This window comes from Bradyrhizobium sp. 23 (genome assembly GCF_023073295.1).
Lineage (GTDB): Bacteria > Pseudomonadota > Alphaproteobacteria > Rhizobiales > Xanthobacteraceae > Bradyrhizobium > Bradyrhizobium canariense_D.
The window spans coordinates 399,652-421,768 of sequence record NZ_JADPJF010000103.1; the positions used below are offsets into that span (position 1 = coordinate 399,652).

The 22,117-nt window shown below is 62.6% G+C and carries 18 protein-coding genes and 2 pseudogenes; 4 read left to right on the plus strand and 16 right to left on the minus strand.

Annotated features, from left to right (window positions below):
• Both IVB32_RS26900 and IVB32_RS26905 read right to left on the minus strand, forming a co-directional pair.
• Positions 1–684, minus strand: a pseudogene (locus tag IVB32_RS26900) (histidine kinase); the annotation flags it as partial.
• Positions 681–1,340 carry a response regulator transcription factor gene (locus IVB32_RS26905; RefSeq protein WP_247411836.1) on the minus strand — a complete coding sequence of 220 codons (660 nt, stop codon included), beginning with the start codon at positions 1,338–1,340 and terminating at the stop codon, positions 681–683. The gene IVB32_RS26905 and the pseudogene IVB32_RS26900, both read right to left, overlap by 4 nt.
• A gap of 313 nt (positions 1,341–1,653) precedes the next feature.
• Between IVB32_RS26905 and IVB32_RS26910 the strand changes: the two genes are divergently transcribed.
• The 3 genes from IVB32_RS26910 to IVB32_RS26920 all read left to right on the plus strand — a co-directional run bounded on the left by IVB32_RS26910 (position 1,654) and on the right by IVB32_RS26920 (position 3,718).
• Entirely contained in the window at positions 1,654–2,409 is a 756-nt protein-coding gene (locus tag IVB32_RS26910; RefSeq protein ID WP_247411932.1) for a hypothetical protein, read from the plus strand.
• A gap of 47 nt (positions 2,410–2,456) precedes the next feature.
• On the plus strand, positions 2,457–2,849 hold the full coding sequence (locus IVB32_RS26915) for a hypothetical protein (RefSeq protein ID WP_247411837.1): 393 nt from the start codon (positions 2,457–2,459) through the stop codon (positions 2,847–2,849).
• A 95-nt stretch (positions 2,850–2,944) separates the two neighbouring features.
• Positions 2,945–3,718 (plus strand): hypothetical protein, encoded by a 774-nt coding sequence (locus IVB32_RS26920; protein WP_247411839.1) that lies wholly within the window; start codon positions 2,945–2,947, stop codon positions 3,716–3,718.
• A 67-nt stretch (positions 3,719–3,785) separates the two neighbouring features.
• Here the strand turns inward: IVB32_RS26920 and IVB32_RS26925 are convergent, their stop codons facing one another.
• From IVB32_RS26925 to IVB32_RS26950, 5 genes are all read right to left on the minus strand, one after another.
• On the minus strand, positions 3,786–4,442 hold the full coding sequence (locus tag IVB32_RS26925) for a MarR family transcriptional regulator (protein ID WP_247411842.1): 657 nt from the start codon (positions 4,440–4,442) through the stop codon (positions 3,786–3,788).
• Complete coding sequence (locus IVB32_RS26930; protein ID WP_247411845.1) at positions 4,439–4,807, minus strand: hypothetical protein; 369 nt, start codon at positions 4,805–4,807, stop codon at positions 4,439–4,441. The genes IVB32_RS26925 and IVB32_RS26930 overlap by 4 nt, the downstream gene beginning before the upstream one ends.
• 464 nt (positions 4,808–5,271) lie before the next feature.
• Positions 5,272–6,387 carry an OpgC domain-containing protein gene (locus IVB32_RS26940; RefSeq protein WP_247411848.1) on the minus strand — a complete coding sequence of 372 codons (1,116 nt, stop codon included), beginning with the start codon at positions 6,385–6,387 and terminating at the stop codon, positions 5,272–5,274.
• 19 nt (positions 6,388–6,406) lie between these two features.
• On the minus strand, positions 6,407–7,522 hold the full coding sequence (locus IVB32_RS26945) for an efflux RND transporter periplasmic adaptor subunit (protein ID WP_247411852.1): 1,116 nt from the start codon (positions 7,520–7,522) through the stop codon (positions 6,407–6,409).
• 54 nt (positions 7,523–7,576) lie between these two features.
• Positions 7,577–10,747 (minus strand): efflux RND transporter permease subunit, encoded by a 3,171-nt coding sequence (locus IVB32_RS26950; RefSeq protein WP_247411855.1) that lies wholly within the window; start codon positions 10,745–10,747, stop codon positions 7,577–7,579.
• Positions 10,748–10,903: 156 nt separating this feature from the next.
• On the opposite strand from IVB32_RS26950, the gene IVB32_RS26955 reads away from it, so the two are divergent.
• Positions 10,904–11,839, plus strand: a complete 936-nt coding sequence (locus IVB32_RS26955; protein ID WP_247411860.1) for a LysR substrate-binding domain-containing protein — start codon at positions 10,904–10,906, stop codon at positions 11,837–11,839.
• A 723-nt stretch (positions 11,840–12,562) separates the two neighbouring features.
• On the opposite strand, the pseudogene IVB32_RS26960 reads toward IVB32_RS26955, so the two are convergent.
• The 9 genes and pseudogenes from IVB32_RS26960 to IVB32_RS27000 all read right to left on the minus strand — a co-directional run.
• Positions 12,563–12,730, minus strand: a pseudogene (locus IVB32_RS26960) (SOS response-associated peptidase); the annotation flags it as partial.
• Between the two features lie 224 nt (positions 12,731–12,954).
• On the minus strand, positions 12,955–13,191 hold the full coding sequence (locus tag IVB32_RS26965; RefSeq protein WP_247411864.1) for a hypothetical protein: 237 nt from the start codon (positions 13,189–13,191) through the stop codon (positions 12,955–12,957).
• A gap of 95 nt (positions 13,192–13,286) precedes the next feature.
• Positions 13,287–14,270, minus strand: coding sequence for an RNA polymerase factor sigma-32 (locus IVB32_RS26970; protein WP_247411866.1), 984 nt, complete (start codon positions 14,268–14,270; stop codon positions 13,287–13,289).
• Between the two features lie 300 nt (positions 14,271–14,570).
• Complete coding sequence (locus tag IVB32_RS26975; RefSeq protein WP_247411867.1) at positions 14,571–17,681, minus strand: efflux RND transporter permease subunit; 3,111 nt, start codon at positions 17,679–17,681, stop codon at positions 14,571–14,573.
• A complete protein-coding gene (locus tag IVB32_RS26980) occupies positions 17,678–18,847 on the minus strand; it encodes an efflux RND transporter periplasmic adaptor subunit (RefSeq protein ID WP_247411870.1) in 1,170 nt (389 codons plus the stop codon). The genes IVB32_RS26975 and IVB32_RS26980 overlap by 4 nt, the downstream gene beginning before the upstream one ends.
• A 17-nt stretch (positions 18,848–18,864) precedes the next feature.
• Positions 18,865–19,416 carry a hypothetical protein gene (locus IVB32_RS26985; RefSeq protein ID WP_247411872.1) on the minus strand — a complete coding sequence of 184 codons (552 nt, stop codon included), beginning with the start codon at positions 19,414–19,416 and terminating at the stop codon, positions 18,865–18,867.
• Positions 19,417–19,624: 208 nt separating this feature from the next.
• Positions 19,625–20,752, minus strand: coding sequence for an ATP-binding protein (locus IVB32_RS26990; RefSeq protein WP_247411874.1), 1,128 nt, complete (start codon positions 20,750–20,752; stop codon positions 19,625–19,627).
• 220 nt (positions 20,753–20,972) lie between these two features.
• Positions 20,973–21,650 carry a response regulator transcription factor gene (locus tag IVB32_RS26995; RefSeq protein WP_247411876.1) on the minus strand — a complete coding sequence of 226 codons (678 nt, stop codon included), beginning with the start codon at positions 21,648–21,650 and terminating at the stop codon, positions 20,973–20,975.
• A gap of 121 nt (positions 21,651–21,771) precedes the next feature.
• On the minus strand, positions 21,772–22,050 hold the full coding sequence (locus IVB32_RS27000; protein ID WP_247411879.1) for a hypothetical protein: 279 nt from the start codon (positions 22,048–22,050) through the stop codon (positions 21,772–21,774).
• Positions 22,051–22,117 lie beyond the last annotated feature (67 nt).

The window sequence follows — 22,117 nt, forward strand, 5'->3', positions numbered from 1 at the left end:
GATTGGTGTGCGAAGTTCGTGAGCGGCATCCGCCACGAACCGCCGCTGCTGCTCCATCATGGCCCGGATTCGTTCGAGCAGGCCGTTTATCGAGGCTAGGAATGGCTGCAGCTCGCTGGGTGCGCTCTCCGCCGGCAGCATGCGCAGGTCGTCGGCCCTGCGGACGTCCAACTCTTCGGCCAGGCGAACCACAGGGCGGAAGGATCGACCGATTACCAGTGCCGTGACCAGCAGCAGGCAGGGGATCAGCGCGGCGATCGGCAGCAAGGTCCGGATCGCCATATCGCCGGCGATTTCCGAACGAATCTCGTCCCCTTGCGCCACGGCGAACCGGCTGCCGTCCGGGCGCGTTCGGAGCAGCACGCGGGCCGGCCGGCCTTGGCGTACGTCATTGTGAAGGCCATCATGCAGGCTCCAAAGCCTGCGATCATCCGCCGACCCGCGCGGGATCGGGCCGAGCTCGAGCAGGACCACTTCCGACTCTGCGTCGACGCCTCCGACGGGCTGACTCTGCCTAGTCGATGCATTCATCGCGAACGCCCCGATCTGGGTCAGGACCGAATCCTGCATTTCGATGGCTTCGTTGTAGGCCCAAAGGTATGCCAATGTGCCGCCGGCAGCGCCCGTGAGCACGATGATCGCGGTAAGGCCGGTGAATAGGCGTCCGCGCAGCGACCTGGTCATGATGGCCGGTCCACCATCCACCCGACGCCCCTGACATTCCTGATCGCCGTGGCGCCGAGCTTCTTGCGCACGGTATGGATCAGGAATTCCACCGCGTTGCTTTCGACCTCCTCGCTCCAGCCGTAGATGTGGCGTTCGAGTTCGCTCCGGGACAGGATCGCGCCGGGTCGCGCGAGAAGTGCCTGCAGCAGCGCGAATTCCCGCGCGCTGAGCACGCACTTCTCTCCCGAGCACGACGCTTCACGGGTCGCAGGATCCAGTTGGAGCTTACCGTTGCCGAGGACTGGCGAAGCGCCGCTGCCCTCTCGCCTCGTCACTGCCCGCATGCGCGCCAGCAGTTCACCCACCTCGAAAGGCTTCACGAGGTAATCGTCCGCCCCGAGATCGAGGCCCCGGATGCGCTCCGTCAATGCGTCACGAGCGGTGAGGATGATCACCGGCAAGCGACTGCTGGCGCGAATGTGCTTCAGCACGTCGAGCCCGTCGAGACCCGGCAGACCAAGATCGAGAAGCGCGATTTCGTAGGTCTCGCTGCGGATGGCTTCCATGGCCAGTTCGCCATCCTGAACCCAGTCAATGGCGTAAGCGGCGTCCTTCAGCGCCTCCACCACTGCGGCGCCGATCATCCTGTCGTCCTCGACCAGGAGCACTCGCATCGATTCAACAACCTCGTCGGCCGAGAAATTTTACTGTCCCGCCCGCGTGGCCTTCGCATCGCGGCTTCCGCCGCCGCTGCAGCGGTGATCAGAAGGCGAGCATAAGGCGAAGAATGCCGTCTTCCAACTCGAAGGTTCCCTCGGAGGGTAGACCCTGCCGACTTAGGCAGGACTTAGGGCCACCAGAGCCAGCCTGCGGACGCCTGCCTAAGCCGGAGCTAAGTCTGCATGTGCAAGCTGATCCTTAATAGCGGCCCTGCCGATCTTAGACAGGAGACTAATCGACGTGCTTGGGAACAAACGCATCGGCAACATGCTGAACAAGGTCCCCGAAGTCACCGTGATCTTCTGGATCATCAAGATCATGTCGACCACTGTCGGCGAGACCGGCGCGGACTATCTCGCCGTTCACGTCGGCCTCGGGACGACGCTGACTGGTCTCCTCATGGCGAGCCTGCTTGCGGTGGCCCTCGTCGTCCAACTTAGTATGAACCGCTATGTGCCGTGGATCTACTGGTTGACCGTGGTGCTGGTCAGCGTCGTTGGCACGCAGATCACCGATTTTCTCTCGGACAAGCTGGAGGTCAGCCTTTACATCAGTACGGCGGCGTTCGCGGTCGTTCTAGCCGCCACCTTCGCGATCTGGTACGCGGTCGAGCGGACGCTGTCGATCCATACGATCGTCACGACTCGGCGTGAGCTCTTCTACTGGGCGGCAATCCTCTTCACCTTTGCGCTCGGCACCGCGGCCGGCGATCTCGCGACCGAAGCGCTTGGACTTGGCTTCAACGTCGGTGTCCTGGCTTTCGCCGCGCTAATCGCGGCCGTCGCGGGCGCGTACGCACTTGGTGTCGACGCAGTGCTCACCTTCTGGGTCGCCTACATTTTGACCCGTCCCCTCGGCGCCTCGCTGGGCGACCTCCTTTCGCAATCCCGAGATTATGGCGGTCTCGGCCTCGGCACGATCTACACCAGCCTCGCCTTTCTGACCGTCATCATCGCCCTGGTCGCGTGGCTCTCTTTTGAAGGAGAGCGCGTCAGCAAAACCCAGACCCTCCCAAGCAACTGACTCCCTTTTTCGAAGGTTCGACCAGACCAACCACGAGGACTGACAAGATGAAAAAGACTGCGATCGCATGTGCTGCGGCAATCCTTGCCCTCGCGACTGGCCAATCGGCTCCCTACAGGGACGGCCTTCTTCTGCCCCGCGCGGAAGCCGCACAGTCCAAGCTCGGAGATCTGACGCCATTCCGCAACATCGCTGCCGAAGTCGCAGCACTTGTCGACAAGGGCGACCTTCCTGGCGCCAAGATACGAATCAAGGATCTTGAGACCAAGTGGGACGAAGCGGAAGCCGGTTTGAAGCCGCGCGCGGCGGCGGACTGGCACACAGTCGACAAGGCCATCGACCGAGCACTCGAAGCCGTCCGCGAAACCAATCCTGATACCGCCAAGTGCAAAAAGGCGCTCGCGGATCTCCTGTCCGTCATGGACTCCATGAAGGCGTGACCCCCCGCCGACCCGCGCGATCGCGGCCCGTCGGTCTTCGTCACCGGCCGTCACCATGCGATGTGCCGGCCGCACCACCTCAAGAAGGAATCCGGATGAAAGACGGTATTGTAGAGAGCAAGGTTCCGGAAGTAACGGTGATCTTCTGGATCATCAAGGTGCTCGCGACGACGCTCGGCGAAACCGGCGGCGACGCCGTATCCATGTCCATGAATCTGGGATACGCGGTGAGCAGCGCGATCTTCGTAGGGATTTTCCTGATCTCGGTCGCTGGCCAGATATCGGTCCGGAAGTTCCATCCCTTCCTATACTGGTTCGTGGTCATCGCCACGACCACGGCCGGCACGACGATGGCGGACTTGGCGGATCGTTCGCTCGGCATCGGCTATCCGGGGGGATCCTCGCTTCTGTTCGCGCTTCTGATGATCTCGCTCGTCGTGTGGTACCGGTCGGAAGGATCGATCTCGGTCAACACTGTTTCGACCCCGCGCGTCGAAGTCTTCTATTGGACTTCGATCCTCTTCTCGCAGACGCTCGGAACGGCGCTCGGCGACTGGATGGCCGATACCAACGGTCTTGGCTACGAAGGCGGAGCATTGGTGTTCGGCGCCGGACTCGTCATAAGCGCAGCGGCCTACTACTTTACCTCTGCGTCGCGCACTGCACTATTCTGGGTTGCCTTCATTCTAACGCGGCCTCTCGGAGCCACACTCGGCGATTTGCTCGACAAGCCGGTGGCCAATGGCGGAATGGCATTCAGCCGTTATACTGCGACGGCAATCCTGGCGGCGCTCATCGTTGCTTGTGTGACCCTTCTTCCACAGCGCCCCGGCGGGCATGCTGGTCGGCCCGAAGCATCCAGGATTTGAAGGCATCTACGCGATGAAGATGGTCCAACTTCGTGATAACGCACCGAGTTGGGCCTCAAGTTCGATCTTAGCCTCCCTGAGGTTTCGGTTGACCCTGAGAAGGGCGCCGCACATCGGGTGGCTCCTCCGATGATGAGTATCCGGACGCCGTAATATCATGTCCGCAATTCGTAGCCGTAGGCAAGCAATCGAGCGCTGCTCTATGCCGGACTTTCTCAATACGCCGCTTGAGAATTGCCAACATCGATATAAAGCTCGACTTTTCCGGTGCCGCGAACTCCCGGAAGATGAATTCATCGAGAGCGGCCTGTTGTTCGACGAGATCGCCGAGCTGCCGATAAGCCTTGTCAGAGAGCGACAACCGAACTACGCGTCTGTCTGTTGAACAGGGTCTTCGGTGCAGCAATCCCCTTTTCTCCAACGCTTTTGACTGGTTCGTAACAAAAGACGCCTCGACGTGAAGCATTTTCGCAATAGCATTTATAGCAACGCCGTCGCCCATGGACAGGGCCACGAGTAGGCTAAATTGCGAATAGGTTAAGCCCAGCGCGCTTGCGCAGATCTGATGGATTTCTTCCAGATAGGCATTGATTGAAGCGATCTCCCACGCAAGCTGTCTGGTGGTTTCTTGCCGTGCGGAACGGATGGTCAGATCCGCATCAAGTGGATTGCGGCGATTTGGAGCGTCCATGCGACGGTTTGGCGTTGCTCGACGCGAGCTCATATCGGATCTCCGCCTTTATCAACTTGCCGGCGCACCCTCGCGGCTCTCAGTGTATTCAAAACGAGCACTACCGGACACCCCAACGCAAGTACCGTTCCGGCCAGAAACAGCATCTTCAGGACGACGGTCACGCAGCCGGCGCCGAGAAAAACCCGCGCTAAAGCGATGACGGCGAGATCGGCCCCCGGCCAGGCGACGCCAAGTGCTTCCCCCGTCCAAAACACGCCGAAGGCGGACAGCAGAACTCCCACGACGAACTTGAGCACATTTTCGGGAACGCGAGCTAACGGACGATGGATTGCCAGACCAAGCAGCAGAACTGCGCTGCAGGCTGCGATCGCTCCGGCGGCTGCAGAAGCGAACATCCCTTTCTGAGTACCCAGGGGCGACGACCACAAAGACGACCTCCAATCCTTCCAGCAGAACCGCCTTGAAAGCCGTGAGTGACGCGATCCTGTCGAGCCTGGCTTCGCTTGGATCAGCCAGTCCTTGCAGCTGGGAGGTCTCGGCCGCGAACGCCGCCTCCTTGTCATGCAAAACGATTAGACCGGCTGAGCGCAAGATCGCCATCCGCAGCCATCGAAGGCCAAACAAGAGCAGAAGACTCCGATGACGAACTGGAGCAGGTGCACCGGAATTCGATCCAGCGCTGGTCCGAATAGAACGACGATCCCGGACAGAGCGCACAGGCCAGCGAACAGTCCGATCACTGCCGGCCGCCACACCCTTATGGTGACGACCGCCAGGACGATCGTGAGAGCCTCGACCGCTTCCACCAGCGAAGCGAGAAAGGCAGCCGTCACAATGGGCCACGCCAGATTCATGCCGTTCACCCTGTTCGCAGCGCCATGGGCTTGATCCTCCCAGCCAAGGCGTAGGCGACCGTCGTCATGAGAGCCAACCCAGCCAAGCCGACCGTCAGCTGCACCCACAATGCGTTCGAGCCCAACTCGATGAGGGAGTGTGCGCAGAACGAAAGCACCACGCCGGAGCAGAACACCGGAAGCGAACGCTTGCCGCAGGCGATCATCGGCGCAAGCGCGCGCCAGCGCAAAACCGACGAATCCGGCCGCAGCAGATTGTTGGCTACGAGGGCCAGCGCCACGAAATGGACGATCCGCGACGGCGCGAGATTTGTCTTGTGTGCGGGGTCGAAGGGATTGGGGATCCAAGCCGGTAGGACCCCGAATTGAGCTCTCAAGGCGATCGCCAAGGTCAACCCGAGCACCCCGAGCGCGATCCAGAACACGACGTCCGATCGCAGGATCGACTCGAACGGTCGCGCTGCTCCGAAGCCGACCCATGCACCCAGGAAGAAGAGAAATTGCCAAGTGAAAGGGTTGAAGAACCAGACCCCGGCCGCGACGCCGGGGAGGTTCCAGCCGAAGCTGCGGGACGCGAGGTACAAACCCAGCGAAAGGGCGAGGGCGAGCGACGGATTCCTCGCCAGCAGCCACATACCAGGTATGAACGCGGCCAGCAACGCGATGTAGAGGGGCAGCACGTCCAGGTTGACGGGCTTGTATGTCAGCAGGAGCGCGTGCCCCACCGCGCGGAGCGGCGCTTCTGTGAATGCGGCGACGTTGAACTGGTAGACGTCGTCGGGATCCCCGGAAACGTATGATACCCAGAGGATCGCGCAGACGTAGACGAGCAGGACGCCAAGGTGTGCTGCGTAGAGCTGAAACACCCGCTTCAGGATCCTCGCAGCCGCCGCCCCGTAGCCTTTTTCGCGTAAGATCCGGAGAAAAACCAGGGCGGCCGTATACCCGGAGATGAAGACGAACAGGTCTGCAGCATCGCTGAACCCGTAATTTCGTACAGTCAACCAGCTCAAGATCTCATGCGGAGTATGGTCGAGAAAGATGGCCCAGTTGGCCAGACCCCGAAAGAGGTCAAGCCTCGGGTCGCGTCCGGAAGTTGTATGCGCAGTCGAGCTGCTCATGACCATCTCCATCCGAACATCAAGATGACGCGGGCGCGCCGGCGACCTGGACCAGATCGCCGTTCGCGAGCGTCTCCGGAGGATTGTTCACGACGCGATCGGATCCCGTGAGACCGGCAAGAATCTCCACGCTGTCGCCGAAGTCGCGGCCAAGCAGCACGCTCTTCAGCACCACCTTGTTGTCGGCATCGAGGACCGCAACCTTTGCGCCCTTGTTATTTACGACGAGCGCCGTTGACGGCAGCCGGAGATGGTTGGGATCCGATGGAATCTGGAAGTGCACGTTGCAGTAGGCGCCACCGAAGAACTTGCCATCCGCGTTGTCGGCCTGCAGCTCGACCTGCATGCTGTGGGAGGTGCTGTTGATCGACTTCGAGATGTGCGACAGCGTCGCGTCGAACTGGACACCGGGGTACTGCGGCATCTCGAAGGGGGCGGCCATTCCCTGCTTCAGCCCGGCGGAGAAGGACTGCGGCACCTGGACGTAGATGCGGACTCTGTGAAGGTCCGAGACCTCGAACAGGGGCTGTCCTGCGCCTCCCGAGGAGATCAGCATGCCGATTTCGACGTTGCGCGCCGTTACGATGCCGTCGAAGGGAGCCGTCAGCGTCTTGAACGACTGCATCGCCTCGAGCTGCTTGACGTTGGCCTCGTTGGCATCGACGACGGCCTCCTTCGCCTTGGCGTCAGCGTCGGTCTGGTCGGCGAGCTGCTGCGCGACGATCTGCTTCTGAAGCAGGACATTGTTGCGCGAGGCTGTCAGATTCGCGATCTGCAAATTGGCGCGCACGCTTGCTAACGTCGCCTTGGCCTGGCTGAGCTGCTGGTCGAGATCGGGCGCATCAATGTTCGCCAGCGCCTGGCCGGCCTTGACTGGCGTTCCGATGTCGTGTTCCCAGCTCTTGAGGTAGCCGTTCACCCGCGCGTAGATCGCGGCCTTGTTGAAGGGCTGGACGTTGCCCGGCAGTGTCAGCGTCTGGTTCGCCGGCGCCGGAATGAACGACGCCAGCGAAACCGTTGCGGTGGTCTGCCGGTTGGTCCAGTCCACGACCTCCTGCTTGCTCTGTGCCCGGCTAGTGAAGCCGTAGCCCGCGATGATCCCCGCCAGTGCAACGAGGGCACCGGCAACAGTCATCAGGCTTCGTTTTCGGGGGATATTAACGCCATCTGTCGACATCGGCCGCTCCGCTCAATCCGTTGATGTAATCTCGGGCGAGGTGCGTCCACGACCGCCGTGCACCAGGCTGAAAATCGTCGGCACCAGAAAAAGCGTGGCGCAGGTCGCGAAGACCAGGCCTCCGATCACCGCACGCCCGAGCGGCATGTTTTGGCCTGGCTCGATCGCCATCGGCAGCATGCCGATGACCATCGCAAGCGCGGTCATGAGCACGGGTCGGAAGCGCGAGCTTCCCGCATCGGTGGCCGCCTCTAAGGCGCCCGCGCCCTCCGCCATCCGCTCTCGCGCGAAACTGATCACCAAGATGCTGTTTGCCGTCGCGACACCCATGCACATGATCGCGCCGGTCAGCGCGGGAACCGACAACGTCGTGCCCGTGCCGAACAGCATCCAGACGATGCCGGCGAGCGCGGTGGGCAGCGCCATCACGATGACGAAAGGGTCGAGCCAGGACTGGAAGTTGACGACGATGAGGAGGTAGATCAGCACGATGGCGGCGGCGAGCCCGACGAAGAGCTGCTGATATGCGCTCGTCATCGTGCTCACCTGGCCGCGCAGCGCCACGCTGGCCCCCGTCGGGAGGCCGTTTGCGGTCGCCTCGATGGACTTCCGGATATCGGCGGCGAGCGCACCCAGATCGCGGCCTTGCGGCATGGCGTAGATGTCGATGACCGGCGTGACGTTGTAGTGCGAAACCACGGCATCGCTGCGGCTGCGCGCGACGTCGGCGATGCCGCCTAACAACTGTGTGTTCGCTCCCGTGGCCGAGGTGACCGGAATGTTCTTTAGGCCCGCCATGGTGTCGATGTCGCGCTGCGGCGTCTGGATCGAGACCGCATACGACACGCCGTTCTTCGGATCCAGCCAGTAGGTCGGCGAGGATTGGGAGCTTCCGGACAGCGTCGTGAGCATGGCTGTCGCGACGTCCTTTTCGCTGAGCCCCGCCAGCGAGGCCATTGACCGGTCGACGTTGACGTCGAGTGTCGGCTGTTGGAACGCCTGCTGGATGCGCGCGTCGGCAATCCCCGGGATCGCCTTGATCCGGTACAATAGCGCGTTGGCGTAGGTGCGATCGGCGACCAGATCCCTGCCGGCAACCTGCACGTCGATCGGCGCCGGCACGCCGAAATTCAGCACCTGGCTGACGATGTCGGCGGGAAGGAACGCGAAGGACGTGCCCGGGAATTGCTGCGGCAGCTTCTCCCGCATGGTTTTGATGTAGTCGTCGGTCGGCGCGTGATTGGGATTGAGGCTGATCAGGATGTCGGCGTCGCCTACACCGATGGTGCCGGAATTGTTGTAGGCCATGTTGATGCCGCTGACGCTGAGACCGACGTTGCTGACGATGCCTCCCATCTCGTTCTTCGGAATGATCTTCTGGATTTCGGCGCTGACCTTGTCACTGAGACTGACCGTCTGCTCGATCCGCGTCCCCGTGGGGGCGCGGATGTGAAGCTTGATCTGGCCGGCGTCCACCGTCGGAAAGAAGTCCTGTCCAAGATATGGCGCCAGTCCGAACGACAGGACGCTGAAGATCAGGAAGCCGGCGATGACCTTGACGCGGTTGGCGAGGCAAAGCTGTAGCAGGCCGCGGTAGCGCGCGCGAACACCCTCGAACCTCCGTTCGAAGCCGCGCTGGAATCGGGTGAAAGGATTGCGTGATGGCGGCGCGCCGGCGCCCTCGCCGGCGTGTTGGATCTGCTGATGGCGCAGCAGATAGTTGGCCATCGTCGGCACCAGTGTGCGCGACAGCACGTATGAGGCCGCGAGGGCCAGGATCACGGCTTCGGCGAGCGGCCGGAACAGATAGCCGGCGACACCGCCCAGTCCGAACATCGGAACGAAGGCGATGCAGATGCAGAGCAGCGATACCGTCGCCGGCACCACGATCTGGCGAGCACCGGTTAGGATGGCCGGCTCGATGGCCTTGCCTTGTTCCATGTGCCAGTTGATGTTCTCGATCGTGACGGTGGCGTCGTCGACCAGGATGCCTACCGCGAGCGCAAGCCCGCCGAGCGTCATGACGTTGATGGTCTCTCCGAGCACCGAGAGACCCGCCAGCGCTGCCAGGATGGCCAGAGGGATCGAGATCGTGATGATCAGCGTGGACCTCCAGCTGCCGAGGAACAACAGGATCATCATGCCGGTCAGGACTGCGGCGATGATGCCTTCCTTGACCACGCTGGACACGGCGTCGGTGACATAGACCGACTGGTCGCCCACCGGCGTCAGCTTGAGACTGCTCGGGAGCGTCTTCGAGATTGACGGCAACAACGCCTTGACGTTGTTGATGATGTCGAGCGTAGAGCTCACGCCGGCCTTCATGACCGTCAACAGAACGGCGCTGGCTCCGTTGACGCGGACCGCGTTGGTCTGCGGCGGGTTACCGTCGTGAACGTAGGCTACGTCGTGCATGTAGATGACCGTGCCGTTGACGGTCTTGACCGGCAGATTGTTGAAGGCCTCGATCGCCTTCGGCGAGTCGTTCAGGTTCACCGTGTATTCGTAGGAACCGATCTTCTGCGTTCCGACCGGCGTGATCAGGTTCTGCAGGGACAGCGCGTTTATGGCGTCGTTCGCGGACACGCCATACTGGTGGAGCGCCCGCTGGTCGAGGTCGGCCTGCACCTGCCGCACCTTGCCGCCGAACGGCAGCGGCAGCGTGGCGCCCGGAACGGGCGCCAACGCCGGCCTGATGAAGTTGAGCGCGGAATCGTAGACCTGCGTCTCCGAAATCTGGGGACTGGAGAGCGCGAGTTGCAGGATCGGAACACTCGAAGCGTTGAACGATAGGATCAACGGCGGCGTTATCCCCGGCGGCATCTGCTTCAGCACGGTCTGGGACATACCGTTGACCTGCGCCAACGCGGCGTTGATGTTCACGGTCGGCTGGAAGAATATCTTGATGATGCCGTAGTTGGCGATCGACTGGGATTCGATGTGCTCAATGTCGTTGACGCTGTTGGGCAGAGAGCGTTCGTAGAAGGTGACGATGCGGCCGGCCATGTCATCGGCGGGCAATCCGGTATAGCTGAACACGACGCTGACGACGGGAATATTGATGTTGGGGAAGATGTCCGTCGGGGTGCGCAGTGCGGCGGTCGTGCCGAAGATCGTGATCAGCACGGCCATCACCACGAACGTATAAGGCCGCGCCAAGGCGAGCCGCACGATTCCGAGCATTCGAATCTCCTGCCGACGTCGGAACGGATCGAGGACTGGCTCGATCAGGTACCGGCGCTGGGTTCACACTCAATCTCCAGGATAACGTTGCATACGGTATTAGGATAATGCATTCTCACCATTCGGACATGTCTAATTTGAATTACGGTGCCTCCATTGAAGAAGTCGGCTCCCCGTCTCGCATCCATCGATCTCAATCTGTTGGTCGTCTTCGACGCCGTGATGCGGGAAAGATCGACGACGCGGGCGGGAAAGCGCCTGAGCCTTAGCCAGCCCGCCGTGAGCCACGCGCTGGGGCGCCTTCGCCACATGCTGAAGGACGAACTGTTCGTCCGGGGGCCGCTCGGCATGGTGCCCACACCTCGTGCGGAACAACTTGCAGCGCCGGTCCGAGCGGCCATCGACGGTCTGCAGGAAGCCCTCGAACCGGATGAATTCGACCCCGGAACGGCAACTCAGTCGTTCAACATCGCCGTCGACAACTATGCAGCCATCGTGCTCGTCGCTCCGATCGTGGCGAACGTCGGCAAGTTTGCCCCCGGGGTGAGGTTGGATTTCCGCCCTAGCGGAACCCTGAACGTGCTGGATCTTCTCGATCGAAGCGAATTGCATTTCTCGGTCGGTGCGTCCGATCTCAAGGCCGAGCGTTTCTCGCGCACGCGGCTGCTCCAAGACGAATTCGTCGCGGTCATGCGTCGGGACCATCCACTTTCCAAAGGTGACCCAGTCTCCTCGGAGGCGCTCGCCACTACGAGGCAATTGGAAATTTCGTCCGCTCAATTCGGGGGCGAGACAATGGGGACCGAAAGCCCCTCCCTCAGGCCGAAGCGGCAGATCGGAATACGGGCTCCCATTCTGTCCGCCGCGCGCATTCTCGCGACTGCGGATTACGTGTGCGTGCTGCCCCGGAGGGTTGCCATTGAGATAATTCGGTCCCGGGAGCTGACATACCGGGAGCTGGCACGCCATCCCAAGTCCATTGAAACGACGATGGTCTGGCTTCGCAGGCTGGACAACCAGCCCGCGCACGCCTGGATTCGGAACGAGATAGCGAAGGCCGTTGGTGGCCTCATTCAAGGCCGATCCCGTTAGAGCGACCGCGGTCCAAACAGCGATCAAGCTGGGAGCGGGCCAGGCACGGTGTCACTGGGCTCGCCTGGTCCGGCGGAGATGCCTCTCGCCGGCCGATCTCGAGGAGATCGTGCGAGGCCGGGCGGGCGGCGCGGCACTGCGGGTGGGCTCTCGGCAAGGTCGGCGAAGGAATCCTTTGAAAATTCCGAACGCCTTGAAATCGAATCCTTGGGAATTGAAATCCGATTCCTTCGACATCGAATCCTTGAAAAACGAATCCTTGAAGACACACGAATCCTTGAAATACGAATTATCAAAAATTTCTGCTCTGCCGCCCGTTCCCTACGGGGGCGCGGCGTCGGGCCGGGCCGTGACGGCGTGCCCCGGCTGGGCCGGCGGCCAAGCTCGCATTGGCCGGATCAATCGACGAGCCCGGTCAAAGATCATCACGCAGTCCCTTGAAGAACGGGTGCCTGACCTTTCCCAGCCGTGCTCCTCGCATTCGCGGATGGCGCCAGTTTCGTGCAGCACGGAGATTGCCCAGCCGCGCAGCGTCCGGATCGCCGGGCACCTTTCCTTGAACATCAGCATCGGGATCTCGCTCCGTCCTCGGACGAATCCTTGCCGTCCGACCGCGTTCCGCGCTGCTAACACAGACCAGGGATTCGGAATCAGGGGAGCTGTGGCTTGTCCCCGAGTTCCGTCGCGAAAACCTAGAGCTGCCAGCGCAGGGGCCTCTATCTCGCCGCTCGCGACGATCTTGAGCGCGCCGTCCAGAAGCGGCCGCTGCAGCAGCTTGGCGTCGGCCCGGGGTGCGCGCATCCAGACGTCGTATTCATCGGCCGCGGTCAGGATCGCCGGCATCGCTTCGGGATGGACGCGGCCGACCTCGGCGTTCGGCTCGCAGGTCAGGACTGGCGTCGGGGTATGGACGTCGGCCCCATCCGCATCGGTGAACTGAACGATACCGGAGTAGGAGACATCAGAAGCCAGCGGGTAAAAGGCCAGCCGGGCTGCGGCTTATCGCCAGCAACCCGACCGGTTTTGCGTCTTTCAGTTTGGCCCTGTGGGTCATCCGTGCGGGAGTCTGAAGGCCGAGCTCGGAACGTCCGCATCAGCGCGTGGCACTACTGTCATTACGTGCCCGGTTCGCAGGGAACGTTGTTGCCGGTCCAAGGCGCCGTGGCAAACGCGGCCACACGGGGTGCGGGGACACAGAGGCGCCCCTCGATATCGCGAGGTGCGGTTGGGCCGTCGCGTTCGACATTGACCGCAAAGTGCCGTGCGGCGGCCTGGCTCTCGCGGGCGATTGCGGGCGAAGCCAATACTGCCGTCGCAATTAGCGCGGCCGAAACGATTTTGAGCTTGCTCATTGATTTCTCTCTTGTTGGATGTGGGAAGCCAAGACAGTCGGCTTCTCAAGAGAAGTGTGAACGGACGCGGCCGTCCAAATGCAATTATCTTCACGCTATTTCAATCGCGCGTGAGCATGGCATCCGGTGGACTGGCAATTCTCTCTCGCAACAGCGTGCCTCGCTGCTCGCTTGACCTTCATGAAAGCGCAAACCTCGATCTGCCGTACGCGCTCGCTCGAAATCGAAAGCTCGCGCGCAAGCTGGTCGAGTGTCGGAGGGTCGTCGGTCAAACGGCGTGCCACGAGCACGCGACGCTCCCGCCCAGTGAGCATGTTGACTGCGGCATGCATGGCGTCGGCTTGTTGCGTGCCTTCTTCGGAGTCCGCAAGAAGGAGTTCGGCGTTAGGCGCCTCGTCCTGCAGCATGTCCTGCCACTCGCCGATACCTTCCTCTCGATTGACTGGCGAGTTGAGCGACAGATCCCCGCTCAAGCGACAGTCCATATCGATCACCTCGCGCGGAGTAACCGCAAGACTTCGCGCAATCTGCTCGGCGAGCTCGGGCGTGACGCCTACTGCGTCGCTCTTTAGCCTCCGCTTTTCTCCGCGCAGGCGGAAGAACAGCTTTTTCTGGGCCGCCGTCGTCCCGATCTTGACCAGCGACCATGAGCGAAGGATGTACTCGTGGATGCTGGCTCTGATCCACCAGGCCGCGTAAGTCGAAAAGCGCGAGCCGCGATCGGGTTGGTATTTCGAGGCCGCAAGCACCAGCCCGACGCTCGCCTCGGCCATGAGGTCGGCCAGCGGCAGGCCGTATCCCTGGTAGCTCCTCGCGACCTTGTGGGCGAGCCTCAGATGGCTGGTGACCAGGGCATGGACGGCGTCCTGGTCTCTGCTCTCTTTCCAACGCCGCGCAAGCTCCTGTTCGTGCTCCGACTCGAGCATCCCGAATCTTCTGACGACAGAGGCGTAGCCGTTGAAATGGTCGTTGTCTGTTCCGAAACGGTGCGTGGCGGCAGTTACGTTGGTGACCCGCATCGTACAGCTCCGATGTTCTGAATCCGGAACAGGGACAGTAGGAGCGCAGGCGATCGGCAAGCCACTAAATAGGGCTTTAACTGTCTAAATTTGCGTTTAGCGGAGACCCTCGTGCTTCGACGGACGGGCCCGTTCGAAGGGCAAGTGCGGAAAGCGCGCCAGCCGTCGACCTCGACTGGAGCACTCCCCGGGCTGTCGAACATTCCAAGCCCAAAGGGTCAGCGCACGACCGGCCGAAAGTCCCGACGCAGGGCTTTCATTGCGGCATCGCCGAGGTTGAGCGTTCCGCGCACCAGATCCGGCGGCGTCAACGCCATCCACCTGCGAGGTCGGGGTGGGCTCGGCCAAGCTGCGAGCGTGTTACGCCGGGCCCGGCGCAGGGCGGGCTTCGGGCGCTCGCGCCGATGCGCGCCGGACGAGGTGCTGCAGCCGATCGAGATAGAGATAGACGACCGGGGTCGTGAACAGGGTCAGCAGCTGCGAAAGCAGCAGGCCGCCGACGATGGCATATCCGAGCGGTTGGCGGATTTCGGCCCCGTTGCCCGTTCCAAGCATCAGCGGCACGCCACCGAGCAGAGCCGCCATGGTTGTCATCAGGATCGGCCTGAAACGGAGGACGCAAGCCTGATAAATCGATGTCTCGGAGTCCGCCCCTTCCGTCCGTTCGAGCTCGAGCGCGAAATCGACGATCATGATGCCGTTCTTCTTGACGATACCGATCAGCAGGATGATTCCGATGATCGCGATCACGCTCAGGTCCATGTGCACGGCCATCAACAGAAGCAGCGCTCCAAGCCCGGCAGAAGGCAAGGTAGAGAGAATGGTGATCGGATGGATCAGGCTTTCGTAGAGCACGCCCAGGATGATGTAGATCACCACCAGTGCAGCCAGGACCAGGATCAGTTCGCCGCCCAGCGCCGACTGGAAGGCGCTGGCGTTGCCTTGGAACGTGGTCGTCAGGGAAGCCGGCTTGCCACTGTGCTGCTCGAAATCGTGGATCGCCGTAACCGCGCCGCCCAGGGAGGCGCCGGGCTGCAGATTGAACGAGATCGTCGTCGAGGGGAACATGCCTTGGTGATTGATCGCGATGGGAGCCGAGGTGACGCCACTGTTCGTGAGCGTGCTCAGCGGGACTTCTTGTCCGGTCGAAGACGCAAGATAGATGCTCTGTAGTGCCATTGGGCTGGTCTGGAAGCGCGGATTCACCTCCATGACGACGTGATACTGGTTGAGCGGCGTGAACATGGTCGAGACGATCCGCTGGCCGAAGGCGTCGTCGAGCGTGTTGTCGATGTTCGATGGCAGGATACCGAAGGTCGACGCGACCGGCCGGTTGACGGTGACGTTGAGCCGCGGCCCGGCGTTCTGCTCGTCGCTGGTGACGTCGACGATGCCGGGAATTGCCTTCAGCTTCTCAAGGAAAATCGCGGACCAGTGCGTCAGCTCGTTCGAGTCGGCGTCCGTCAGGGTGTACTGATATTGCGTCTTGGACAGACGCGCCCCCACCATGATGTCCTGCGCCGACTGCATGTAGAGGGTGATCCCGGATACGGCAGCGAGATTCGTCCGAAGCCGCGCGATCACCTGATCGGCGCTGACATCCCGCTGGCCGAGGGGCTTCAGCGCGATGAACATCCGGCCGTCGTTGAGGGTGGCCGTTGCGCCGCCAGCGCCGATCTGGGCGCCGGTCGAAGCGACGGCCGGGTCCTTGAGCACGACAGCGATCAGAGCCTGCATGCGATCGACCATGGCGGGATACGAGATATCCTGGCCGGCTTCCGCGATCGCGGTGATCATGCCGGTATCCTGCTGCGGAAAGAAGCCCTTCGGAATGATGACGTAGAAGTAACCGGTCAGGCCGATCGCCAAGAACAGCGTCATCAGAGTGATCAGGCGATGACGCAGCGCGAGCTTCAGTCCGCGCGCGTAGACGGCGAGCAGCCCGTCGAACCCACGCTCGAACTGGATGTACAGCCAGCCATGCCTCCCGGTGTCGTGCTTGAGAAGCCGCGCGCACATCATGGGCGTCAGGGTGAGCGAGATCAGGAGAGAGAGGACCAGCGACACGCTGACGGTGACGGCGAATTCCTGGAACAGCTCTCCGACGTAACCGCCCATCAGGAACAGGGGGATGAACACGGCGATCAGCGAGAGCGTGATCGACACGATGGTAAATCCGATCTCGCGCGATCCCTGCAGCGCGGCCTCCATCGGGGTCAGGCCGGCCTCGACGTGGCGGACGATGTTCTCGATTACGACGACCGCGTCGTCCACCACGAAGCCGATCGCGATCGAGAGCGCCATCAGGGAGAGATTGTCCAGGCTGTACCCCAGTTCGTAGAGGACGGCGAACGTGCCGATGAGCGACAGCGGCACGGTGACGGCGGGAATGACGGTCGCCCAGAAATTGCGAAGGAAGACGAAGATCACCATCACGACGAGTGCCACGGTCAGCAAGAGCGTGAACTGCACGTCGGAGACCGAGGCGCGAACGGTCTGGGTCCGGTCCGAAATGACGTTGATCTTGATGGCCGGCGGCAGCGACGCCTGCAGTTGCGGCAGCAGCCCCTGGATGCGATCGACCGTGTCGATCACGTTTGCGCCGGGCTGACGCTGCACGGCCAGGATGATGGCGCGATTGTTGTTGTACCAGGCGGCCAGCAGATTGTTCTCGGGCCCTTCGATGACGTTGCCGACGTCCCGGAGGTGGACCGGCGAGCCATTGCGGTAGGCGACGATCAGACTTTTGTAGGCTTCGGGCTTGAGCAACTGATCGTTGGTATTCAGGGTGAAGGTCTGCTTTGGGCTGTTCAAGGTGCCCTTTGGCTGGTCGACATTGGCCTGCATCAGGACGTTGCGGACGTCCTCCAGGCCGATGCCACGATTGGCAAGCGCTTGGGGGGCGAGCTGAACCCGGATCGCCGGCTTCTGCTGGCCGCCGATGCCGACGGTACCGACGCCCGCGATCTGCGAGATTTTCGGCACCAGAATGTTTTCCGCGTAGGCGTCGACCGTCGTCAACGGCAGCGTGTCGGACGTCAATCCGAAGACGAGGATCGGCGTCTCCGCCGGGTTCACCTTGCGGATGGTCGGGGGGTACGGAATGCCCTGCGGGAGGTAGGGACTGGCCGCGTTGATCGCCGCCAGCACGTCGGTCGCCGCGCTGTCGATGTTGCGGTTGAGAGCGAACTGGACGGTCAATTGGGTGAATCCCAGAGCGTTCGACGAGGTCAGCTGCACCAGCCCCGGGATCTGCGAAAACTGCTGCTCGAGCGGGGTTGCGACCGACGAAGCCATGGTCTGGGGATCGGCCCCGGGTAGCTGAGCCGTGACCTGGATGGTCGGAAAGTTGACGTTTGGCAGCGCGGCGACTGGAAGCAGCCGGTAGGTCACGAGACCACCGAGCAACAGGCCCAGCATGAGCAGCGCGGTCGCGATCGGCCGGTGGACGAAGGGTGCGGAGATGTTCATGGGAGCGCCTCCTCGACCGAGCTTTGCAGGTCGGCTACTTTGGCGGCGTCGCCGGTAAGCTCTTGCACGCGCACCCCCTGCTGCAGACGGTACTGACCGTCGAGCACGACCTTCTCGTTGGGCTGAAGGCCCGTCCGGATCAGGACCTTGCCGCCGCCGAGGTCGGAAACCTCGATGGGCCGGGGTTGGACGGTTTGGTCGGTCCCGATCACCCAGACATAGGCGCCCTTGGGTCCTTGCTGAACCGCGGACGCCGCGAGGGTCAGGCCGTCGTGACGCGTCTCGAGCAGCAGGCGAGCGTTGACCAGTTCGCCGGGCCAGAGGTTGCGTTTCGCGTTCGGAAAGCTCGCACGCAAGCGGATCGTTCCGGTGGTCTGGACAATCTGGTTGTCGACGAGATCGAGCTGACCTTCGTCGAGCTTGGTCGTGTCGTCCTGGGCGTAGGCGAGGACCTTCAGCGGCCCGTCGGCCATTCGCCGGTTGATATCGACGAAATCCGTCTGCGGCAGAGAGAACAACAGCGATATCGGTTGGATCTGGGTGACGTCGACGAGTCCGTTCTGGTCGGTCGGATGGATGATGTTGCCGATGTCGATCTGGCGGATGCCCGTCACGCCGTCGATGGGCGAGGTGAGCCGGGTGTAGCTGAGATTGGTCTTGGCCTGCTCGATTACGCCTTCGTCATATTTCACCATCGCCTGGAGCTGCGCGACCTGCGCCTTCGTGGTGTCGACAAGCTGAGTGCTCGCCCAGCCGTTCTTAGCGAGCGGAGTGTATCGGTTCAGATTGGCCTCCGCGTTTTCGACCTGGGCCTGATCGCGGTCGCGATTGGCGATAGCCTGGTCGAGTTGAGCTTGGTACGGGCGCGGGTCGATCTCCGCGAGCACATCCCCGTTCTTGACCGTCTGTCCCTGGGTGAAGCTGATCTTCGTGAGCTGGCCGGTGATCTGGCTGCGTATGATGACGTTGTTGAACGCGATCACGGTGCCCACGCCACGCAGGTAGATGGGCACCTCGCGGCTGAGCACTGTTCCGGAGACCACGGGCACCGGTGGAGGGGCCGTGCTGTTCTGGACGGGTTCGGAGTGTTGCAGTCGCCTTGCTGCGAGAGCGCCGCCGCCTGCGACCAAGAGCCCGGCGATCAGAGCAATCGACAATCTTCGCATGATTTTTCTCCGTGGTGTCAGCATCCGGCCATCGTGGTGACGTCTGACCCGGACGTGACCGAGCCCATGCAAGGCGTGTTCGTTCCGAGCGCGGTCGCGCCCGAGATGGTGGATACGCTCGGCGCGGGCACCGGAACCATCGGGCTTAGACCGGCGCCCGCGGTCTCGACGGCGTCGAGCGGAATGGTGCCGCCGACCAGACTGGCCGCCGAGTTCGCAACGTCGGAAGCCGAAGCGGTCGTGGTGCTGGTAGAGTTCGAGATGCAACTCGAGATCGAGCTCATGCCGCCGCCGTCGAAGGTCGAGGTGGAGCCCCTGTTGCCCATTGCAGTCGACGCGCCGGTCGAATTGCAGGTCGAGGCGGGCGCCGGGCTCAGGCCGCCCGGGGCGACCTCGGTCGCGGCGAGCGGGACGGTGGTGCTGATGCCGCCGGTGCCGCTGCTTCCGTTCGAGCCGAGGGTGCCGAGCGGGGACGTGGCTCCCAAGCCCGGCGACATGACTGCGGTTTGCGCGCTCGCCGGGTCCGAGCAGAGCATCGCGAGTGCAGCTAATGTCAACACGGATCGCATCCAAGGCTCCTATCTTTCTTTCCGGACGGCGCAGCATCGGCGAACGCGGTTCGTCGTGGCGCCTGGTCTCGGATTGAAGATACGGGAGCGACGGTCCGGCTCCACTAAATTGGGAGCTACGAATCTAAATTCGGATTTATGGGCAGACGCCCTGAAACGTCCGGCAAAAACGGCGTCCTCCGGCCCGCGACGGCGCGTAGCCGCCGGTTCAGGAAGGCGTGCGCGGAAACCCGATCTCGGCCACGCAACCCGGACCGGCCGATATCGTAAACCGAAAGCCGTGCAGCTTCATGATGGCTTCGACGAGACTCAAGCCCAGTCCAAGTCCCGGCTTGGTACGGCTCTTGTCGGAACGGAAAAACCGCCTCGCGACGAGGTCACGCTCGGCGGCCGCGATGCCGGGGCCGGTATCGCTGACGCGAACGGCATCGTCATCGCCGACCCGGCAGAGCTGCAGATCGACGCGCCCGCCTTCGGGCGTGAACTTGATGGCGTTGTCGACGAGATTGGCGATGGCCTCGAACAGGAGATCGCGATCTCCGCGCACGTGGCCCGCTCCGCCGGCGTCGACCGTCAGTGTCACGCGTTTGTCTTCGGCGATCGGCTCGTAGAGATCGCCGACCTCGCTCACCAGTTCGGGAAGCGCGACCTCGCCGAATCCGGCCAGCCGGCGACCGTGTTCGATCTCCGCAATACGCAGCAGGGCGGTGATCATCGCGAGCGACTGATCGAGGCCGGCGATGGCCGGGTCAATCGCTGTGCGCAGCTGGTCGACGGTGGTTGCGTTCTGGCGGGCGCGTTCCAGGGTCACCCTGACGCGGGTCAGCGGCGTTCGCAGGTCATGGGCGATGTCGTCCCCGACCCCGGCCACGCTGCGCAGCAGCGTCTCGATTTCGTCCAGCATCCCGTTGATAAGGATCGCAAGCTCGTTGAACGGGCTCTTGCCCCCCTCCGTCGGCAGCCGCTGGTTCAGATCCCCGAGGACGATCCTTTGCACCAGTGCATTCAGCTGCTGAACCCGTTGACGCGCCCGGATGCTGAGAAACGCCCCTACGACGAGCCCGACCGCGAGCGCGGGAATGAGGCCCCAGATCAGGACGCGGTCCATGGTCCTCCCGAGCTGCGTGACCTGGTCGAGCGCGCGCCCGACCACGAGGATCTGCCCGTCTTCGATCCAGCGGGCGACCGCACGCGCTACCTGCGCCTCGGCTCCCCGTGTGTCGTGCCGTACGATCACTAGTTCTCGCGGCTCGTCGGCTCTGACCCCTCGCGGGAGAACGTCGATATTGCCGGCGACTTGTCTCCCTTGGGCGTCGAACAACCCGATCAGCTTCACGCGGAGCGGATCGTTAGCCATCTGTCCGCTGATCGCCTCGAGGCGCCGGTCGGCGGGAAGCGCAGCGAACGCATTCGCGCGATCGACGATGATCTCGTCGACGGTCGATGTCACGTAGGACGACGTCTGCCAATAGACGAAGCCGGCGATCAGGATGACGCAGACGGCGAACGCCCCGAAGATGAAGAGTATGTACCGAAACGTCGGTGTGCGGGCGAATTCAGGAAGGAGCACGCAAAATGAATCCTTCTCCCCGGACGTTGTGGATCATCGGGACCTCGCCCGATGCATCGATCTTCCGACGCAGGCGTCCCATGTGGACGTCGACCAGATTGCTGTCGGGAACGAACTTGTAGTTCCAGACCTCCTCGAACAGCATGCCCCGCGTCAGCAGCTGGTCCTTTCGGCGCATCATATATTCGAGCAGGCGAAATTCGCGCGGGAGAAGGTCGATGCGGCGGGGCCCCCGGCTCACGAGACGCTCCAGAAGATCGAGCTCGAGCGGGCCGACCCGCAGCACCGTCTCCCTGTCGTCCCCAGGCCGGCGCAACAGCGCCTCGATCCGCGCGATCAGCTCGACGATGGCGAACGGCTTAGTGAGATAGTCGTCGCCGCCGGCGCGCAGTCCGCGCACGCGGTCGTCGACGGCGCCGAGCGCGCTCAACACCAGGACGGGAGTCCGTACCTGATCCTTTCGCGCCACTTCGACGATGGTCAGGCCGTCTACGCCGGGGAGCAGCCGGTCCACGATCATGACGTCGGCTTTCGCCGCGCGTGCCTTGTCCAGGCCCTCTATTCCGGTCGCCGCATGGTCTACTTCATAACCGCGATCGGCCAGCTCGGCCGCGATCTCGTTGGCCGTTTCTTGATCGTCTTCGATCAGCAGCACTTTAGGCATCACGTTGTCCGGGCTCCGGGGGATAAGTGTTTCGCAGACCTCCGTAAAAGGCGAGATAGCTGTAGCACATCGGCAGCGACCATTAAATTCCGTGTTAGCCTGGCTCCTGCTGGCGACTCGTTCAGCAGCCTCGGCAGATCGAGTCTATCATCTTGTCGACCTTGGCTTCCTCGCGGTCGATGGCGGGGTCGGTGCCCAGCAGGGCTCCTTTCATGCGGCTGCCGGTGCCCGAGGCTGCCAGCGCGGTCCCGAGCGAATTCGTACCGGGCGCCGCGGCGCTCGTTCCGAATGCACCGCCCCTTTCGGACATGTGAGACGCTCCCATGCCGCCGCGGGCGAACGCGGGGACGGTCGAAAAAATGATAGCGAGCGAGATGCACACGACGGAATGCGATTTCATGACCGAACCTCCGGCAGTGACAGGGGTGATTTGGAACAGAAGCGATCGGGCTGCTGTCAGACGTCCG

Coding starts and splice junctions, on each gene's coding strand:
- IVB32_RS26905 (WP_247411836.1), bottom strand. CDS start 1,340: ATGCGAGTGCTCCTGGTCGAGGACGACAGGATGATCGGCGCCGCAGTG.
- IVB32_RS26910 (WP_247411932.1), top strand. CDS start 1,654: ATGCTGAACAAGGTCCCCGAAGTCACCGTGATCTTCTGGATCATCAAG.
- IVB32_RS26915 (WP_247411837.1), top strand. CDS start 2,457: ATGAAAAAGACTGCGATCGCATGTGCTGCGGCAATCCTTGCCCTCGCG.
- IVB32_RS26920 (WP_247411839.1), top strand. CDS start 2,945: ATGAAAGACGGTATTGTAGAGAGCAAGGTTCCGGAAGTAACGGTGATC.
- IVB32_RS26925 (WP_247411842.1), bottom strand. CDS start 4,442: ATGAGCTCGCGTCGAGCAACGCCAAACCGTCGCATGGACGCTCCAAAT.
- IVB32_RS26930 (WP_247411845.1), bottom strand. CDS start 4,807: ATGTTCGCTTCTGCAGCCGCCGGAGCGATCGCAGCCTGCAGCGCAGTT.
- IVB32_RS26940 (WP_247411848.1), bottom strand. CDS start 6,387: ATGAGCAGCTCGACTGCGCATACAACTTCCGGACGCGACCCGAGGCTT.
- IVB32_RS26945 (WP_247411852.1), bottom strand. CDS start 7,522: ATGACTGTTGCCGGTGCCCTCGTTGCACTGGCGGGGATCATCGCGGGC.
- IVB32_RS26950 (WP_247411855.1), bottom strand. CDS start 10,747: ATGCTCGGAATCGTGCGGCTCGCCTTGGCGCGGCCTTATACGTTCGTG.
- IVB32_RS26965 (WP_247411864.1), bottom strand. CDS start 13,191: ATGAGCAAGCTCAAAATCGTTTCGGCCGCGCTAATTGCGACGGCAGTA.
- IVB32_RS26975 (WP_247411867.1), bottom strand. CDS start 17,681: ATGAACATCTCCGCACCCTTCGTCCACCGGCCGATCGCGACCGCGCTG.
- IVB32_RS26980 (WP_247411870.1), bottom strand. CDS start 18,847: ATGCGAAGATTGTCGATTGCTCTGATCGCCGGGCTCTTGGTCGCAGGC.
- IVB32_RS26985 (WP_247411872.1), bottom strand. CDS start 19,416: ATGCGATCCGTGTTGACATTAGCTGCACTCGCGATGCTCTGCTCGGAC.
- IVB32_RS26995 (WP_247411876.1), bottom strand. CDS start 21,650: ATGCCTAAAGTGCTGCTGATCGAAGACGATCAAGAAACGGCCAACGAG.
- IVB32_RS27000 (WP_247411879.1), bottom strand. CDS start 22,050: ATGAAATCGCATTCCGTCGTGTGCATCTCGCTCGCTATCATTTTTTCG.